The following is a 17,120-nucleotide window of genomic DNA, read 5'->3' on the forward strand; positions in this document are numbered from 1 at the left end:
TAACTGCATAATCACTTTAAGGGGGAACGAGAATGATTCCATACAAACATGAACCATTCACAGACTTTACAAACAAAGAGAACGCTGCCTTGATTCAAGCGGCGATCGAGAAAGTGAACGGGGAGCTTGGTCAGGACTATCCGCTCGTGATCGGTGGGGAAAAAGTGACGACGGAAGGTAAGATCACGTCTTACAACCCGGCCAATAAAGACGAAGTCATCGGACACGTCTCGAAAGCGAACCAAGAACTCGCGGAACGTGCGATGCAAGAAGCGCTCAAAGCGTTCGACACGTGGCGTCACGTCGACCCGTCAGTCCGTGCCGACGTCTTGTTCAAAGCGGCGAACATCGTCCGTAAACGGAAGCATGAGTTCTCGGCCTACCTCGTCAAAGAAGCGGGCAAGCCTTGGAACGAAGCGGACGCGGACACGGCGGAAGCGATCGACTTCATGGAGTACTATGCGCGTCAAATGCTCGAACTTAAACCCGGTAAGAAAGTCGAGAGTCGCCCGGGCGAGTACAACCGCTATGACTACATCCCACTCGGGGTCGGGATCGTCATCAGCCCATGGAACTTCCCGTTCGCGATCATGGCAGGGACGGCCGTCGCGGCCATCGTCGCCGGTAACACGATCCTCTTGAAGCCAGCTTCGACGACACCGATCGTCGCGGCGAAATTCGTCGAGGTCATGGAAGAAGCGGGTCTCCCGAAAGGCGTCCTCAACTTCATCCCGGGACCGGGCGCTGAAGTCGGCGACTACCTCGTCGACCATCCGAAGACGCGCTTCATCAGCTTCACTGGTTCACGCGACGTGGGTCTGCGCATCAACGAGCGCGCCTCGAAGTTGAACGACGGCCAAATCTGGCTCAAACGTGTCATCGCCGAGATGGGCGGAAAAGACACGATCGTCGTCGACGAATCAGCGGACCTCGAACTCGCGGCCCAGTCGATCGTCAAATCGTCGTTCGGTTTCTCGGGACAAAAATGTTCAGCTTGTTCACGCGCCGTCATCGTCGACAGCGTGTATGACACGGTGCTCGACCGCGTCATCGAATTGACGAACGAACTGTCAGTCGGAAACACCGAGCAGAACGAACACTTCATGGGACCGGTCATCGATGCGGCCGCGTTCAAGAAGGTCACGTCGTACTTCGACGTCGCGAAAGAAGAAGGACGCATCGTCACGGGCGGTAAAGCGGACGACTCGACCGGCTACTTCGTCGAGCCGACGGTCGTCGCCGACGTGGCACCGAAAGCACGTCTCATGCAAGAAGAGATCTTCGGGCCGATCGTCGCCTTCACGAAAGCGAAAGACTTCAAAGAAGCGATCGACATCGCCAACAACACCGAGTACGGCTTGACGGGCGCGGTGCTGACGCGTGACCGCTCGAACCAAGAATACGCACGCCAAAACTTCCACGTCGGCAACTTGTACTTCAACCGTGGTTGCACAGGCGCAATCGTCGGCTATCAGCCGTTCGGCGGCTTCAACATGTCAGGGACCGATTCAAAAGCAGGCGGGCCGGATTACATCCAGCTCCACATGCAAGCGAAAACGACGTCAGAGACGTTCTAAATAGCTTTAAAAATAGACGTGACTCCGAGGAGTCGCGTCTATTATTTTAGTATTAGAACTTGTGTGTCCACTTCAAGAACTGATTCAAACGTATCGGACATAAGGGACTCGTGGGCAGTAAACACCTCGAACAAGTTCGGGTCGAACGCGCCTTCCATTTGCCTCATGATCGTTAGCGCCTGTTCGTGCGAATACGCCACTTTATACGGTCTTGATGTTCGAAGCGCATCATATACATCCACAATCGTCACGATCCGGGCAGCGAGTGGGATCGCCTCACCAACAAGACCGTGTACATACCCTTGGCCATCCCATCTTTCGTGATGATATAGAGCGACGTCCATCGCCATGTAAATAAAATAATTATTCGGGAATTGATGGTGGAGCTCTTGAAGCACTGCTCCGCCTAATCGGACGTGCTCTCTCATGAATTCCCATTCCTGATCCGATAACTTACCTGATTTTAATAAAATCGAGTCCGGGACTGCGATTTTTCCGATGTCGTGCAAAGGAGACGCCAGACGGATCGCTTCTACAAACAAAGGGCTCACTTGAAACCTCGGCTCCTGAATTAGAAGTTCCGCAAAAGTTGTCGCCAACGCTTGGACGCGTTCGATGTGGTTTCCCGTGTCGTTGTCGCGTAATTCTGATAATCGGAGCAACGTTTTCACAAGGCTTTCTTGATACTCTTTCAGTTCTGTCTCTTTCGCCGCCAAGTTAGATGAAAAGCGTTCGCGTTCATTCACTTGTTTCAACTGCGCCCCTACACGCAACAACACTTCCTGGGGATGGATCGGCTTCGTGATATAATCCTGACCCCCGACCTCGAAAGCACGGACCTTATCATACGCCTTCGTCAGTGCGCTCAAAAAAATGATAGGGATTTGTTGACCGAAGCGCTCACGGACCGCTTCACATACTGCATAACCGTCCATGTCAGGCATCATGATATCCAACAAGATCACATCGGGCCGGATACGTCCCATCACATGGAGCATGAGCTGTCCGTTCGGGAAAACCCGCACCTTGTATCCTGCTTCGTCTAATATTTCGTAGAGCAGACGTAGGTTGGCAGGCGTGTCATCCACCACAAAAACCGTTCTCGTGTTCAGTTCACTCATCGTCAACACCGGTCAATTCTAAATGTAGCAAACGAATCGCCGTCTCATAATCAAACCGATCCACAGCTTCAAGAATCGTCTTGATGTGAGGCACATCTTGCTTACACTTCGTCGATAAAAAGTCAATCGTGGTCACGTCACCTTCTTGCACCGCCGCCAAAAGTTGAGCGATCACCTGTGGTTCTTTTCTGCGGGACGTTCTCGTATGGCGTCGGATCGCATCAAACAATTGATGTGGATGGTATGGTTTCGGAATGAATTCGTCTGCCCCGGCTTCTAGCGCCATCCGTCGATCATCTTCAAACGCATTGGCCGAAATGATGAGGATCGGTGGACAGTCGATATGTCGTTTGAATTGTTTGAGCACATCAATCCCGCCCATATCCGGCAAGCGTAAATCGAGTAAAATCAAATCGAAATTCTCCGACTGCCACCGTTCGATCGCCTCCGTCCCTGTCGATGCAAGACGGATCGTACAGCCACTCGGGACGAGTAAGTCTGAGAGGATTTCCCGATGTGCCGGCGTGTCATCGACGACTAACGTATGAATATTCGAGAAACTGACCGTTGTCCACTCCGCCGCCTGGGTCTGGAGGTATTCGATGTGTGGTCCGGGTTCTATCGGGAGCGTGAATGTGAAACGACTCCCTCGCTTTATCTCGCTCTCGACATGAATGTCTCCCCCGAGCATGAGAGCATAGTGTTTACTGATCGGGAGACCCAGCCCCGTCCCTTGCGGTTGATCCGTATATTTTTTTTGATAAAACGGCTCAAACAGCATACCGAGCTCTTGCTTACTAATTCCTCGCCCTGTATCTGCGACCGAGAAACGGAGGGCGTGGTCTGACTCATCCAAAGACACCGTGATGCGACCGACATCCGTAAACTTCAAGGCGTTTTGAATCAAATTCATTAAAACTTGTTTTACTTTGGTCTCGTCGCTGACAACGTGGGGCGGTACCCCGTCTTGAATCTCAAATGAAAGATCGATTCCTTTTTGGTGAGCCATCACGCCAAACGTCCGGTGAAGCTCCTCCATCAGATCGTGTAGACGAATGGCACGTTTAACGACTTGCACACTTCCCGATTCGATTTTCGCCATATCGAGAATCTCGTTAATGAGCGTCAACAAGTGTTCTCCGCTCTGTAAAATGTCATCAATTCGACGTTCGATTTTCGAAGTGGTCACTTCGCGCTTGATCAAATGGGCAAATCCAAGGATTGCATTTAACGGCGTCCGGATCTCATGGCTCATGTTCGACAAAAATTCACTCTTCGCAACGTTTGCTTGTTCCGCTAGCTGCTTCGCCTCGATGAGTTCTTGATAGATCACTTCACGTTGCTCTTCAATCCGGTGACGTTCGACCGCACCTAGAAGCGCGTTACTGAAGTCGCCTAGCACTTGTCGTTCATATGAGGAGTACGTCCGTTCTGTCAAGACCGAGTCAAAACCTACGAACCCATGACAGCTGTCGCCTCTCATCATTGGGACGGCCAATAAACTCTGAACTTGCTGCGGTTCAAGGATTTGGCGGATCCCACTGTCGATCGACAAGGCTTGAACGCTCGGGATGTACATTGTCTCGCCTCGGATATGGGTATTCAACCAATCGGGTAACGCGTCAAGAGGTACGTTTTGAAGATGATCAATCTCAGCAGAAATTCCAGCGGCACACCATTCGAACGTGTTGTGACAAACATTTTGTTTAAAATCATAGTCAAACACGTACACGCGGTCCGCTTGAAAATAATCGCCTAATTCGGCCAACGACTCGTTGACACGGGAAGCAAAATCCGCTGATGACGTCGTCAAAAATCGATTCAACAATAACGAAACGAGATGTTGGAGTTTTTCTTGTTTATGAAGCTGACTCTCTAGTTCTGCAACGGTTTGACTCATGATTACACCCCTTAACTGATCTTGTGTATATGAGTATCGGCATAATCGGAGTGATTATTGAGTCTTTATTACTATTCAATATGCGAATGTAGTTACAAATACCTAAAAAAAGGGCGAATCGCTTCGCCCTTTTTTTAAAATTGTTTCATGATGTTCGCCATCTCGATCGCCGCTGTCGCTGCTTCCCAGCCTTTGTTCCCGGCTTTCGTGCCGGCCCGCTCGATCGCTTGTTCGATCGTCTCGGTCGTCAAGACGCCGAAGATGACCGGCACTTCCGACTGGTAGCTCGCTTGGGCGACACCTTTCGCCGCTTCGCTGCAGACGTAGTCGAAGTGCGGCGTCGCCCCACGGATGACCGCGCCGAGCGTGATGACGGCGTCATACTTCTTGCTCATCGCCATCTTTTTGGCGACGAGTGGGAGTTCGAACGCGCCCGGGACGAACGCGATCTCGACGTCGTCTTGCTCGATGCCGTGGCGCTTCAGCGCATCCTTCGCCCCGTCGAGCAAGCGCATCGTGATCAAATCGTTGAACCGTCCGACGACGATCCCGATTTTCAAGCCTTTACCAACCAAGTTACCTTCAAATGTATGCAACATTATTCTTCTCCTCCAAAATGATTCATTTTTTGTTGTTTCGTCAAGCGATAGCGTTCATTCTCGGCGTGCTCCCCGACGATGATCGGGACGCGTTCGACGACGGTGATGCCGCACGCCTCCAAGGCATCGACTTTCTCTGGGTTGTTCGTCATGAGCCGCACGTTCGTGACGCCGAGGTCACGCAACATGCCTGCGCTCACCCGGTAGTCACGCAAGTCGGTATGCAACCCGAGCGCGACGTTCGCCTCGACCGTGTCGAGCCCTTGCTCCTGCAGTTCATACGCCTTCAATTTATTCAGTAAACCGATGCCGCGCCCTTCTTGACGCATGTAGAGCACGACGCCGCCCTCTTCTTCAATTTTAGCGAGTGACGCATCAAGTTGCGGACCGCAGTCGCAGCGGTAAGAACCGAACACGTCACCGGTCAGACATTCCGAATGGATGCGGACGAGCGGTGCATGTTCAAGTTCGCCTTTGATGAGCGCGACGTGCTCTTCGCGGTCAAGGACGTTTCGATAACCGATCAGGCGAAACTCACCCTTAGCCGAGGGGAGATTGACGTCCGCCTCTCGTTCGACGAGGTCCGTCTCCATATAGCGGACGAGCTCCTCGATCGTGATGAATTTCAAATCGTGACGTTCCGCGACGTGGACCAGGTCCGGTACTCGAGCCATCTCGCCGTCTTCACGGATGATCTCGCAAATGACGGCGACCGGCTCACTCCCTGACAGTCGGGCTAAATCGACCGACGCTTCGGTGTGGCCGCGGCGCACCGAGACGCCGCCTTTTTTCGCGATGAGCGGGAAGATGTGTCCCGGCCGTTGAAAATCGGCCGGTCGCGCGTTCGCATTGGCCAGCTCGCGGACCGTGTGGGCCCGTTCGCTCGCCGAGATGCCCGTCGTCGAGTCGACATGGTCGACACTGACGGTGAACGCCGTCCCGTGTGGATCGGTGCTGTTGTCGACCATCGGCGACAAGTCGAGCCGGACGGCGACTTCTTCCGCCAGGGCGGCACAGACGAGCCCTTTCCCTTCCGTGATGAGGAAGTTCATCGTCTCGGCCGTCATCTTATCGGCGAGGACGACGAAGTCACCTTCGTTCTCCCGGTCCTCGTCATCGACGACGATGATCGGACGCCCCATCTTCAAATCTTCGATTGCTTGTTCGATTGTGTGAAACATCACCATCCCGCCTTTCCGTATCCCATCGACGCAAGTGATTCGAGCGTCATGTCTTTTTGATTCACTAGCTTTTCCATATATTTAGCCAACATATCGCATTCCAAATTGACCTTATCCCCAGCCTGCTTCATCCCGAGCACCGTCTCACTGTACGTGTGCGGGATGAGCGACAGCGTGAAGCCGCGTTCAGTGACCTCATACACCGTCAAGCTCGTCCCGTCGACCGAGATCGAACCTTTAGGGACGATGAAACGGAGTAGCGACGGCTCGCAACTAATATCGATGTAGACCGCGTTCGCGAGCGGACGCTTCTTGACGATGCGACCGACCCCATCGACGTGTCCCGAGACGAAGTGACCGCCGAAGCGACCGTTCGCCGGCATCGCCCGCTCGAGGTTGACGTCCGTTCCAGGGCGGACCCCATCTAGACTGGACGCTTTGAGCGTCTCCGGCATGACGTCGACGGCAAAACTCGTTTGATCAAACGCCGTCACGGTCAGGCAAATCCCGTTCACCGAGATGCTGTCGCCGAGCTTCACGTCTTCTAACACGATTTTGCCCGCGAGCGTGAGCCGTAGCGACGGCCCGTTCCGCTTCACTGCTTTCACACTGCCGATTTCTTCAACGATTCCCGTGAACATCGGACTCCCCCTTTCTCATGACGAGCTTGATGTCAGTACCGACCGTCTCGACCGAGCCGATCGCGAAGCGCTCGATCGCATCTAACGGTCCGGCTTGGCTCGAGCGATAGACGCCTCGGTTCCCACCGAACACGCGCGGTGACTGATACATGACCCATTCGTCGACGTATCGTCCGTCAAAGAGTGACGTCACGAGCGTCGGTCCCGCCTCGATGAGCAAACGGCCGACGCCGCGACCATGCAAGTCACGAAGGACGTTGTCGAGTGTCGAATAGTCGGCAAGCTCGACACCGTTTTGAGCGAGCTCGGTCCGTTTCACTTCATCATCGGACAGCGTATAGACGAGCACCGGCACGTCTTTCGCGCTCCGGACGAGCTGACTCGAGAGCGGTAAGCGGAGCTCGCGGTCGAGGACGACCCGAAGCGGCTGACGTGTCGGCGTGTCGAGCCGGACGGTCAAGGCAGGGTCGTCGGCGAGCACGGTCCCGATTCCAGTCAAGACGGCATCGACCGTCGCCCGTAGTTCGTGGACGTCACGTCTCGCTTCAGTCCCGGTCACCCACTGGCTCTCACCCGTGTCGAGCGCGACTTTCCCGTCTAGGCTCGTCGCCGTCTTCAATACGACGTACGGCCGTTTCGTCTCAAGCGAACGTAGGAACGCCGGATTGAGCGCACGGGCCTCGTCTTCGAGCAGACCGACTTCGACGTCGATCCCCGCCGCCTTCAAACGGGCGACACCTTTCCCTGCGACGAGCGGGTTCGGGTCTTTCATCGCGATGACGGCGCGCTTGATGCCCGACTCGACGATCAAGTCGGCACATGGCGGCGTTTTCCCGTAGTGCGAGCACGGCTCGAGCGTGACGTAAATCGTCGCACCGTATGCGGACGCACCGGCCATGCGAATGGCGTGTACTTCGGCGTGCGGTTCACCGGCCTTCAAATGGGCACCGAATCCGACGACGCGACCGTCTTTGACGACGACGGCCCCGACGAGCGGATTCACACCGGTCTGTCCGGTAGCGGACTTGGCCAATTGGATTGCTTGTTGCATGTACTGTTGCATCGTTCTCCCTCCTTGTTTCGTACAAACAAAAAGACCCTAAGGATGTCCTTAGGGTCTCGGCGGGAGGTTTCAGTCGTCATTGGGCGAGCCAAATAAACGTTTTCTTTACAGAAAAACGTACGACGAAGCACAGGTCACGAGGACCTGTCTTTTTTCCTTCTCCCATCCAGACTATACTGTCGGCTCTAGAATCGCACTAGATCCACCGTTCGCACACGTGCGCCCGGGTCACGGACTTAAGGCTCGCGCCCATCACCGCCGGTTGGGAATTGCACCCGACCCCGAAGGAATATTTGTTTGTACTCCTTTACTTTAGCGCAAAAAAGAATCGAAGGCAAAATTAAAAGCGCAAAAAAAGCGCCACTTTGATGAGCAGCGCTTCCAATCAAGCCAAGAACAAGACGACGAGCAAACCGACGATCCAGCAATAGAACGAGAAGTACTTGAGCTCACCCTTCGCCATGATGTGCTGGAACCATTTGAGCGAGATGGCCGTCAGCGCGTACGAGGCGATGAACGCCAAGACGAGCGGACCGAACAGATCACGCGTCGCCGGGTCGGTGAAGAGTGCCGGCCCGTCCAAAATCATCGTCCCGAGACTGACCGGGATGAACAAGAAGAACGAGAACCGGAGCGCCGACTCTTGTTTAATGCCGAGCAACATCGCCATGACGATCGTGGCACCCGAGCGGCTGATCCCTGGAATGAGCGCGACCGCTTGGGCGAGACCGATCAAGATGGCGTCACGTAACGTGATACCGCCGTCACCTTTATTCCCGCGCATGTTGCGGATGAACCAAAGTGCGACCCCGGTCAAGATCAACGTATAGCCGACCGTTGCGACACCGCTGAGCGTCTCACCGATCCAATCGCCGAATAACACGCCGAGCACGCCGGCCGGTACGGTCGCGACGAGCAAGAGACCGATGAATTTGACGTCGATCATCGTATCCTCGCTGCGGTCTTTCTTAAATAAGAACGTCCACAGACTGACGACGAGCCGGACGACATCTTGGCGATAAATCGTCAAGACGGCGAGGAGCGACGCAAAGTTGACGAAAATCTCGAACGACAGCCCAGGTAATTCGATATTGAACAGCTCTTGGAAGATGACCAAGTGACCGCTCGACGAAATCGGGATCGGCTCCGTGAAGCCTTGGACGAGACCAAGTAGCAAGTAAAATAACCATATTGTCATATCATAATATCCTCTTTTCTCAAATTCGCTCAATGCGGCTATTTTAGCAGAATCACAGTTTCATTGACCACCATTTAAAATTTTTTCGTATATTTTGAAAACTTTTATTGATTAGTCTGAAAATTAAATTTATTATAGAGGAGTACTCAACTGGACAACGGTGATGACCCCATTGTCCAGCTGGGTACATTTTTGTATGGAATTCGTATAATTTACCAAATATAAAACTTTTTGTTTACAAATGAACCCATATAATATTAAATTTGTAATATACATGTTACCTTTTTTTTCAATCTTTCATCCGACTTTAGACCTATCACGTCCCATTTTTAACATAAAAAACTTACAAAAGCGCTTATAAATCGTAAAAACTATCCGATAGTATGATTGTAGAAGCACTTTCGTCATCATTGTCGGTTCAGATATGAGTCCATGGAAGGAGGAACCATCATTGAGTCAAACGCTATCCACTAATACTCATCACTTATCAACCGAACAGCAACGCATGATTCACTGTATTCGTTTGCTCGGGGATTTATTAAAGGAACGTCCTCGTCGCTCTGTCTATCGTCGTTTCGCGATGGAGCAAAACTGGCCGTCTCCCGAATCGATCATTCGACAGTTCGGATCATGGGCCGAGGCACTCGCCATCGCCGGCTATGAATGGCATGGGGAAATCGCCGTTGATTTACCCGATAAAATGCCAAAATATACACGCGATGATATCGTCGAGACGCTTGCCCTCTATTCACGGGACATGGGTTCGATCATCACGCTGAAGAAATATCAAGAATGGCGGAAACTACATCCGAAAGCACCGAGCCATTACCACATCGTCAAGACGTTCGGTTCGTGGCATGACGCCTGCGCCGAAGCCGGGCTTGAGGCGAGCGTGACTTACTCGAAGTCAGAGTTGTCGAACGCTCTTCGAGAAGCGATTCATGAGATGGGCTTCTCTCTTTCATTCGAGGCGTACCGAGAATGGGCGAAACGCAACAACAAGCCATCTACGAAAGCGATCTTGCATCGTTACGGGTCTTGGTCCGCTGCCATCCATGCGGTCGAGTCCGACATGTTCAGCCAGAAATCATAATCATTCATTCAAAAAGGAGAACCGTTTAACGGTCCTCCTTTTTTTCATTGAATTCGTTCGGTCGACGTGTCCCGGTAATGGGCGACACGGTCGCGACCGTTAAACTTCGCCCCGACGTACATCGCCCGGTCGGCATGTCGCAACACCGTATCGAGCTCTTCGTACTCATGAATCGTCTCGATGCCGATGCTCGCCGTCACTTGGACCCGGATCCCTTCCGTCCCGAAAGCATGTGACCGGAGCGCTTGCCGAATTTTCTCACCGGTCACAATCCCCGCCGCCTCGTTCGTCCTCGGGAACACGAAGACGAACTCTTCGCCGCCGTAACGCGTGACGAGGTCACTGCTCCGGACGAGCCGGTTGAACAGGACCCCCGCTTCAATCAACACTTCGTCACCGAACGCATGGCCGTACGTATCGTTAATCGATTTAAAATGGTCGAGGTCGATTAAAAAGACCGACAACGGATACGACGCGACGTCGTTCAGCCGCTCTTTCGTCCAACGTTTCAACGCCCGTTGGTTCGGCAACCCGGTCAACGGATCGGTCAGACTCTCGTGCTGGAGCCGATCCCGTTCATCGATCCGCTCGAGTGACCACGATAGCGTCTTGAGCAAGCGGTGAATCTCGACCACGAGCGCCTCATCATAGGCCCCGTTCGCCGTCGTCGAAATCATACAACTGACCGCGTTCGTCGTGCTCGTCACCGGTTGAATGACGAGCGCGGAATGATGCAGTTCGCTTTGGTTCACTTGAAGCTCCGGGTGCCACTCGTGGAGCGAATCGTACAGAAAGTACGGCTCACTCGCGTCACGGTGCCGCTCGAGCGTATACGCATCAGCGACCACTTCCGCTTTTTGCCCCCGCACATCATAAAACGTTTGCTCCCCGTCTCGATTGATTTGAAGCCAACCGCGTTCGACCTCGACGATTTCCCGTAAGCCGTTCCAAAACTTTTCAATTAACAGCGCTTCGCTGTCGACGCGATAGAGCTGTTCTTTCAACCGCTCGACTTGATCGATCTTCGATTGCGTCTCTTCTGTTTGCGTCGCTTTCGACAACCCCATCTTCAAGATCGACAAGAGCAGGAATGTCGCCATCAACCCGACATACCCGAACAGTTGGAACGCCTCGAGCGCGACCATCGTGAACAACAGCTCGAGCGAGATGACGAGCCAATCGAACCGTAACAGCCGCCACATGATCGGCAGCGGGATCCGCTCCCCGATCAAGAACCGGGACATGACGAAGCTGAAGCCGAGGACGAGATAAAGCACTCCGAAGAAACCGATCAGTGCCACTCCTTGCTCGAGCAAGTGGACGGTCGACCCGATCTCACCTCCGAGTGAAAAGTAGACGAGACCCGGGATGACGAGAATCATCGCCTCGATCAGCGTGTTGAGCGGATAAAAGTGTAAGAAGCGCCGGCGGCCGACTTTTTTGTTGAACGTCCGTGCCTGGAATGTCAACAACAGCAACTGCCCCATCAAAATTGCCGGGACGAGCCCGTACAAGAAGAACGTCATGAAGACGAACAGCTCGTGGAATGTGAAGTGCAGGTGCCGCCGCTTTAACGGGTTGATGACGAACAAGGCACCGAGCGTGTAGATGAACCAGAAGAACGCCCAATCGAACGTTTCTAGATCGGTCCACGTGTAATAGGCGATCCCGATGAAGACGAGCGACCATGAGAGCCAGCTCCTTATGAGATACTTCCGAAATCGCATCGTCTCACCCCTTTTCTTGTAACATTCTTTAATAGTATGAAGGGTTTTGGGGAAACATTCCAGTCGTTGTTTGAAAGTTGTGACAATGAAAAAACCGTGGCGCACGCCACGGTCTGTCCGTTATTTCGCTTTCAAATAAGAAATACCGATCGAGCCGGACCCGGTATGGGCCCCGAGCAGCGGCGCGAGCGTGTCGACGCGGATCGGCACCTTGTCGCCGAGCTCCCGTTTCCATGACTCCGCAAGCTCCGGGACGTTCCCGTGGAAGATCGAGACGTCCGTGCATTCGCCTGACTCGATCGCCGCCCGGATGACCTCGAACAAGTGGGCTTGCGCCTTTTTATACGTCCGTACGGTCTGATACGGGACGATGAGCCCGTCCTCGAAGCGGAGCACCGGCTTCAGCTGCAGCATGTTGCCGATGAGCGCTTTTGATTTCGAGATGCGTCCACCTTTTTGCATTTGCGTCAAATTCTGAATCGTCAGTTCGATCCGGACGTCCTCGACGCGCTGTTTCATGTACGCCTCGACGTCATCAAGGGCGTCTCCGCGCTCGACGCGCTCGATCAGTTCTTCGAGCAACAGACCCATCGTATAAATACCCGACCGTGAATCGATGGCGAGCAGCTTGAACTCGGCGATCTCGGCTCCTTGGATCGACGCAGAGTACGTGCCGCTCAAGTCAGACGACAGGTGGACGGCGATGCCCATGTCATACTTCGGCTTCAACTCTTCATACAACGTGGCGAAATCCCCGATTGCCGGTTGGCTCGTCGAGACGCGCTCGCCGGCATCGATCCAGTCGTACACCGTCTCGGCGTCGACGTCGATGCCGTCTTTATAAGGTTGATCGCCCTTGACGACGTAAAGCGGGACGATATGGATGTCTGGGTGGTGTTTGATCGAATCTGGCAAGACGACCGTGCTGTCCGTGATGTAGGCAATTTTCATGTGAGCCTCTCCTTTAAAATCGTGATTAGTACCTGGTAGTATGATTTTATCACAGGTGAAACGGTTTCACTAATTTTTCAAAAAATGTACCCGTCTTCGTCAAACGTTCAAACCTCCCAGGTCCACAATCCGCCCGAAACGGGTAAAAGATAACATGGACAAAGGAGGCGTTTTTTTATGATTCGAATCGAGAACGTCAATAAGATTTACAAGACCGGTGACATCGAGACGGCCGCCCTGAAAGACGTCGACTTGACGATCAACGACGGGGCGTTCGTCGTCATCCTCGGCCCGAGCGGCAGCGGCAAGAGTACACTCTTGAACGTCATCAGCGGGCTTGATACGGTCACGTCCGGGAACATCACGTTCGATGACACCGTCTTGACCGACCTGTCCCCGGAACAGATGACGGCGTTTCGGCGCGACCATCTCGGCTTCATCTTCCAACAATACAATCTGCTCCAAAACTTGACCGTCTACGAAAATATCCAGATCGGGGCCGACCTGTCGACGCAACCGCTCGGTATCGACGAGCTGTTAGAGCAGGTCGGGCTGTCGCCTGCGCGCGACAAGTACCCGTACCAACTGTCCGGCGGTGAGCAGCAGCGCGTCTCGGTCGCCCGGAGTCTCGCCAAAAACCCGTCGATCATCTTTTGCGATGAACCGACCGGCTCGCTCGACGAGGACAACTCGAAGAAAGTGCTCGAGCTGCTCGAACGATTGAACACGACGTACGGCAAGACCGTCGTCGTCATCACCCACAACACCGGCATCAGCGCCATGGCCGACGACGTCATCAAGATGAACTCGGGACGCATCGTCGAACTGACGCACAACCCGGTCCGACAAGCCGCGCGCGATATCGCTTGGGGTTAGGAGGTTTCGACCATGCTGTATAAAAACGTTTTGAAGACGCTCGTCGGCAAATGGATGCAGCTCGTCGCCATCGCCGTCATCATCGTCATGAGCTCGCTCACCTATACGATGATGTTCTACGGCATCAGCGGGATCGAGGTCCCGACCGAGGACTACTTGGCGTCGTCGAACCAAGAGGACTTCGCCGTCGAGATGCTCAACCGCGTCACCGCAGACGAAGCGAACGATCCCGAAATCGCCTCCCTCGTCGCCTCGGGCACGTATACGCTCGCCGACTTGAAACAGGTCGACCCGGAACGCTTCGACGACTTGATCGGCGCCCGGATCGACGCGGTCGAGTCCGTCATTCCCGAGGCGACACTCGAACTTCGCGAATCCAAACTGATCACTTATCCATTCGCGGGCAGTGAACATCGGGGGCTCGTCTTAAAAGAAACAATGACGATCAATCAGTCTTACCTCGAAGCGGGCTCGCGTCCGACGACCGACGACGAGGTCGCGCTCAACGCCAAATACGCCGAGAAGAACGGGATCGAGATCGGTGACACGATCGACCTCGGCACGCCGTTCACGGTGAGCGGTTTCGTCTTGTTCCCGGACTATACGCTCCCGCTGTTCGATGAGAACTTCTTCAATCTCGACGCCGGGACGCAGACGCTCCTGCTCATGACCGACGAGGCGTATGAAGCGGTCGTCGGGACGGAATCGTTCCGGCTCTCAGGCGTCACGGACGGCGCGATCGACACGGCCGAGCTCCCGTTCGTCGTCTCGGTCATGGAGACGGAGAATATTATGCGCAGCGGGGCCATCTATAGTGAGATCTCGTCCGGGAAAGCGATGGCGCTCGGACTTAGCCTATTCATCGTCTCGATCGCCGTCATCATCGTCGCCATTCTCATCTCGAACATGCTCGAGACCGAACGCGGTCAGATCGGGCTGTTGAAAGCGATCGGCTACAACCGGCGCCAGATTTCAGCCCCCTACTTGGTTCTGATCTTGGTGTTCGCGACGCTCATGCTCGTCATCGGGTACTTCCTCGGCCTCTACTTCGCCGACCCGCTCAAAAACCTGTATCTCGACTTCTATCTGTTGCCATCGATCACGATCGCTCAAAACCCGCTCGTCTTTTTGACCGCCGTGCTCGTCCCGCTCCTGTTCTTCGGCATCGTCGCCGGTGCCGTCATCTACAAGCTCATGGGCGAGAGCGCGCTCGCACTGTTATCACCGCGCGACAACATATCGCTCAATCGGCTCAGCCGACTCGTCAGCCGAATGCTAAGCCGGGCCAGCGGGAAAACGAAGTTCAAATATTTATACGCCGTCAAAAGCACGGGCAGCTTCATCATCTTCTTCCTCGGTATCTTGTTCTCGACATTGTTGATCGTGTTCGCGCTCATGATGAACGGGGCCGTCGACCGGATGACGGTCGGCGGATTGAACGACGTCGACTATGCGTATGAGGCGTATGCGAACACGGAATCGCCGCCAATGCTCGCCGACGGTCAGGAACCGTTCCTCGCCTATCCGTTCGCGTTCGTCGATGATCAACTCGTCACCCTTAAAGGCTTGAGCGACGACAACACGCTCTACCGGCTGCGAGACCGGGACGGGAACGAATTGACCCCTGCAACCGATGGCGTCATCGTCACCGAACCGCTCGCCTTAAAACAGAGCTTTGACGTCGGCGACACGATCGACCTCGAGCTCGACGGGGAGACGTTATCGTACCCGATCCTCGGCATCGCCGACGACTTCACGGGTGACGTCGTCTATTTGCCGATTGAAATGCTCAGCAACGAGCTGACAGACGGCGCCTCGAGCGACTTGTTCAACGGCGTCTACGCCAGTGAACGGCCGGACGAGTCGGTGTATCCGACGATTCTGTCGCGCGACGGTTTGATTGAACAGTCCGAGTCGATCAACGAGTATATGAATTTGATGATGAACGTCATGATTGGCGGCTCCGCCTTGATCGCCTTCAGCATCTTGTTCGTCTTGACCGCGCTCACGGTCGAGAAGAACTATTACGTCATCTCGCTCCTCAAAGTGATGGGGTATAATCGACGTGAGGTCCGCTCGATGATCCTCGACAGCTATTTCGTCTACGCGCTCATCTCGGCACTCCTCAGCATCCCGATCGCTCTCGTCGTCCTCCGGATCATCATCGTCGTCTTCGCCGAGGACTACGGGCTCGTCTTGCCGCTCGAGTTTGAATGGATCTACGTGCTCTATACGGTCGGGGCCGTCACGCTCTTGTTCTTCGTCAGCACGTTCGTCAGCCGGCGCAAGATCGATCAAATCCCGCTCCAAGAAGTGTTGAAGACGTATCAAGAATAATTTTGCTCGAAATAGGGCATAATAAGAGAAGAGACTAGGCCTCTCGCTTGAGGGGCCTAACTATTTGCAGAAGAGGATGATTCTAATGAACCGTACACAAGTATTGCTCGCCATCCCAGGAAACTGGCCATCGGCCGAGGCCGTGAGCGAAAAGATCAGTTTACATAGCGAAGGCTATACGATGGCCGGCCTGTTGCTGTTAGAAGACGAGACCGGAAAAGCGTTCACCGTCGAAGTCGTCGAACGCGACCCGGCGCTCGCCGAGGCGATGATTCACGCCAGCACGAGCGGCTTCACACCGAAAATCGCCAAAGGACTCACGCGCCACACGCACATCGTCTATTTGATCGGCGACGTCAATGATGTGACAGACATCGCCGCGGCCCGCCGCGGGGCGAACGCCCTGTTGAACGCCGGCGGACTCGGTGTCATGGTCGAGACGGCAGGCGTCGCTTATTCGAAAGACGAATGGCAAGCGTCGAAAGAAGAAGACCTCGCCCTCGACTACTCGCTCCTCACCGCCATCACGGAAGAAGAGACGGCGTACGTGTCGTGGGGCATGAAAGCGTTCGGCCATGCCGACGTCGCCGTACCAGAAACGCTCGAGATCGAAGACGCGATCCACGTCATCCATTCGTTCAACTTCCATTTGATCGCAGGCGGATCAATGTTCGGTGACGGCGACAGCTTCACGTTCGAGGACGGCAAGACGTTCACGGTCGAGATGGGCGAAGACGAGCGCACGTCAATCGACAACTTGCTCCATAACCCGTTCGGCTTGATCTACCTCGTGCCACAGACAACTGAATGATAAACAAAATGATCGATTTGGACTTGAGTCCGATCGATCATTTTT

Annotated in this window: 14 protein-coding genes and 1 riboswitch; of the genes, 5 read left to right on the top strand and 9 right to left on the bottom strand. The window is 54.2% G+C overall.

Annotation, left to right across the window (positions count from 1 at the left end; all coding sequences use genetic code 11):
• Positions 1-32: 32 nt before the first annotated feature.
• Positions 33-1,577 (top strand): L-glutamate gamma-semialdehyde dehydrogenase, encoded by a 1,545-nt coding sequence (gene pruA / locus EVJ20_RS07150; protein ID WP_131507544.1) that lies wholly within the window; start codon positions 33-35, stop codon positions 1,575-1,577.
• 41 nt (positions 1,578-1,618) lie between these two features.
• Here the strand turns inward: pruA and EVJ20_RS07155 are convergent, their stop codons facing one another.
• From EVJ20_RS07155 to EVJ20_RS07185, 7 genes are all read right to left on the bottom strand, one after another.
• On the bottom strand, positions 1,619-2,668 hold the full coding sequence (locus tag EVJ20_RS07155) for an HD-GYP domain-containing protein (RefSeq protein WP_161568093.1): 1,050 nt from the start codon (positions 2,666-2,668) through the stop codon (positions 1,619-1,621).
• 22 nt (positions 2,669-2,690) lie between these two features.
• On the bottom strand, positions 2,691-4,598 hold the full coding sequence (locus EVJ20_RS07160; RefSeq protein ID WP_131507548.1) for a GAF domain-containing hybrid sensor histidine kinase/response regulator: 1,908 nt from the start codon (positions 4,596-4,598) through the stop codon (positions 2,691-2,693).
• 134 nt (positions 4,599-4,732) lie between these two features.
• Positions 4,733-5,197 (bottom strand): 6,7-dimethyl-8-ribityllumazine synthase, encoded by a 465-nt coding sequence (gene ribH / locus EVJ20_RS07165; protein ID WP_131504596.1) that lies wholly within the window; start codon positions 5,195-5,197, stop codon positions 4,733-4,735.
• Positions 5,197-6,378 carry a bifunctional 3,4-dihydroxy-2-butanone-4-phosphate synthase/GTP cyclohydrolase II gene (locus EVJ20_RS07170; protein WP_131464144.1) on the bottom strand — a complete coding sequence of 394 codons (1,182 nt, stop codon included), beginning with the start codon at positions 6,376-6,378 and terminating at the stop codon, positions 5,197-5,199. Before EVJ20_RS07170 ends, ribH begins: the two co-directional genes overlap by 1 nt.
• Positions 6,378-7,019, bottom strand: coding sequence for a riboflavin synthase (gene ribE / locus EVJ20_RS07175; RefSeq protein ID WP_070328588.1), 642 nt, complete (start codon positions 7,017-7,019; stop codon positions 6,378-6,380). Before ribE ends, EVJ20_RS07170 begins: the two co-directional genes overlap by 1 nt.
• Positions 7,000-8,082: a bifunctional diaminohydroxyphosphoribosylaminopyrimidine deaminase/5-amino-6-(5-phosphoribosylamino)uracil reductase RibD gene (gene ribD / locus EVJ20_RS07180; RefSeq protein ID WP_131507550.1), complete on the bottom strand. Its 1,083-nt coding sequence runs from the start codon at positions 8,080-8,082 to the stop codon at positions 7,000-7,002. The genes ribE and ribD overlap by 20 nt, the downstream gene beginning before the upstream one ends.
• 150 nt (positions 8,083-8,232) lie before the next feature.
• Positions 8,233-8,375, bottom strand: a riboswitch (FMN riboswitch).
• A gap of 92 nt (positions 8,376-8,467) precedes the next feature.
• Positions 8,468-9,280, bottom strand: coding sequence for an undecaprenyl-diphosphate phosphatase (locus EVJ20_RS07185; protein WP_071398079.1), 813 nt, complete (start codon positions 9,278-9,280; stop codon positions 8,468-8,470).
• A 451-nt stretch (positions 9,281-9,731) separates the two neighbouring features.
• Here EVJ20_RS07185 and EVJ20_RS07190 point away from each other — a divergent pair, with 451 nt between their 5' ends.
• On the top strand, positions 9,732-10,373 hold the full coding sequence (locus tag EVJ20_RS07190; RefSeq protein WP_070328585.1) for a homing endonuclease associated repeat-containing protein: 642 nt from the start codon (positions 9,732-9,734) through the stop codon (positions 10,371-10,373).
• Positions 10,374-10,417: 44 nt separating this feature from the next.
• Here EVJ20_RS07190 and EVJ20_RS07195 read toward each other — a convergent pair whose 3' ends face one another.
• The gene (locus EVJ20_RS07195) at positions 10,418-12,100 is read right to left on the bottom strand and encodes a GGDEF domain-containing protein (RefSeq protein ID WP_131507552.1); all 1,683 of its coding nucleotides are present in this window, start codon (positions 12,098-12,100) and stop codon (positions 10,418-10,420) included.
• A 120-nt stretch (positions 12,101-12,220) separates the two neighbouring features.
• On the bottom strand, positions 12,221-13,051 hold the full coding sequence (locus EVJ20_RS07200; RefSeq protein WP_131507554.1) for a DegV family protein: 831 nt from the start codon (positions 13,049-13,051) through the stop codon (positions 12,221-12,223).
• 177 nt (positions 13,052-13,228) lie between these two features.
• Here EVJ20_RS07200 and EVJ20_RS07205 point away from each other — a divergent pair, with 177 nt between their 5' ends.
• The 3 genes from EVJ20_RS07205 (at position 13,229) to EVJ20_RS07215 (ending at position 17,075) form a co-directional block, all read left to right on the top strand.
• Entirely contained in the window at positions 13,229-13,927 is a 699-nt protein-coding gene (locus EVJ20_RS07205; RefSeq protein ID WP_070328582.1) for an ABC transporter ATP-binding protein, read from the top strand.
• Between the two features lie 12 nt (positions 13,928-13,939).
• Positions 13,940-16,264: an ABC transporter permease gene (locus EVJ20_RS07210; RefSeq protein ID WP_131507556.1), complete on the top strand. Its 2,325-nt coding sequence runs from the start codon at positions 13,940-13,942 to the stop codon at positions 16,262-16,264.
• Positions 16,265-16,349: 85 nt separating this feature from the next.
• Entirely contained in the window at positions 16,350-17,075 is a 726-nt protein-coding gene (locus EVJ20_RS07215; protein ID WP_236636223.1) for a DUF4261 domain-containing protein, read from the top strand.
• Positions 17,076-17,120 lie beyond the last annotated feature (45 nt).

Origin of the sequence: Exiguobacterium sp. SH0S1, assembly GCF_004337165.1 — a bacterium.
Taxonomy (GTDB): Bacteria; Bacillota; Bacilli; order Exiguobacteriales; family Exiguobacteriaceae; genus Exiguobacterium; species Exiguobacterium aurantiacum_A.

Bases quoted from the DNA above. Each gene is read 5' to 3' on its own strand.
- pruA (WP_131507544.1), top strand. From the start codon at position 33: ATGATTCCATACAAACATGAACCATTCACAGACTTTACAAACAAAGAG.
- EVJ20_RS07160 (WP_131507548.1), bottom strand. From the start codon at position 4,598: ATGAGTCAAACCGTTGCAGAACTAGAGAGTCAGCTTCATAAACAAGAA.
- ribH (WP_131504596.1), bottom strand. From the start codon at position 5,197: ATGTTGCATACATTTGAAGGTAACTTGGTTGGTAAAGGCTTGAAAATC.
- EVJ20_RS07170 (WP_131464144.1), bottom strand. From the start codon at position 6,378: ATGTTTCACACAATCGAACAAGCAATCGAAGATTTGAAGATGGGGCGT.
- ribE (WP_070328588.1), bottom strand. From the start codon at position 7,019: ATGTTCACGGGAATCGTTGAAGAAATCGGCAGTGTGAAAGCAGTGAAG.
- ribD (WP_131507550.1), bottom strand. From the start codon at position 8,082: ATGCAACAGTACATGCAACAAGCAATCCAATTGGCCAAGTCCGCTACC.
- EVJ20_RS07185 (WP_071398079.1), bottom strand. From the start codon at position 9,280: ATGACAATATGGTTATTTTACTTGCTACTTGGTCTCGTCCAAGGCTTC.
- EVJ20_RS07195 (WP_131507552.1), bottom strand. From the start codon at position 12,100: ATGCGATTTCGGAAGTATCTCATAAGGAGCTGGCTCTCATGGTCGCTC.
- EVJ20_RS07200 (WP_131507554.1), bottom strand. From the start codon at position 13,051: ATGAAAATTGCCTACATCACGGACAGCACGGTCGTCTTGCCAGATTCG.
- EVJ20_RS07205 (WP_070328582.1), top strand. From the start codon at position 13,229: ATGATTCGAATCGAGAACGTCAATAAGATTTACAAGACCGGTGACATC.
- EVJ20_RS07210 (WP_131507556.1), top strand. From the start codon at position 13,940: ATGCTGTATAAAAACGTTTTGAAGACGCTCGTCGGCAAATGGATGCAG.
- EVJ20_RS07215 (WP_236636223.1), top strand. From the start codon at position 16,350: ATGAACCGTACACAAGTATTGCTCGCCATCCCAGGAAACTGGCCATCG.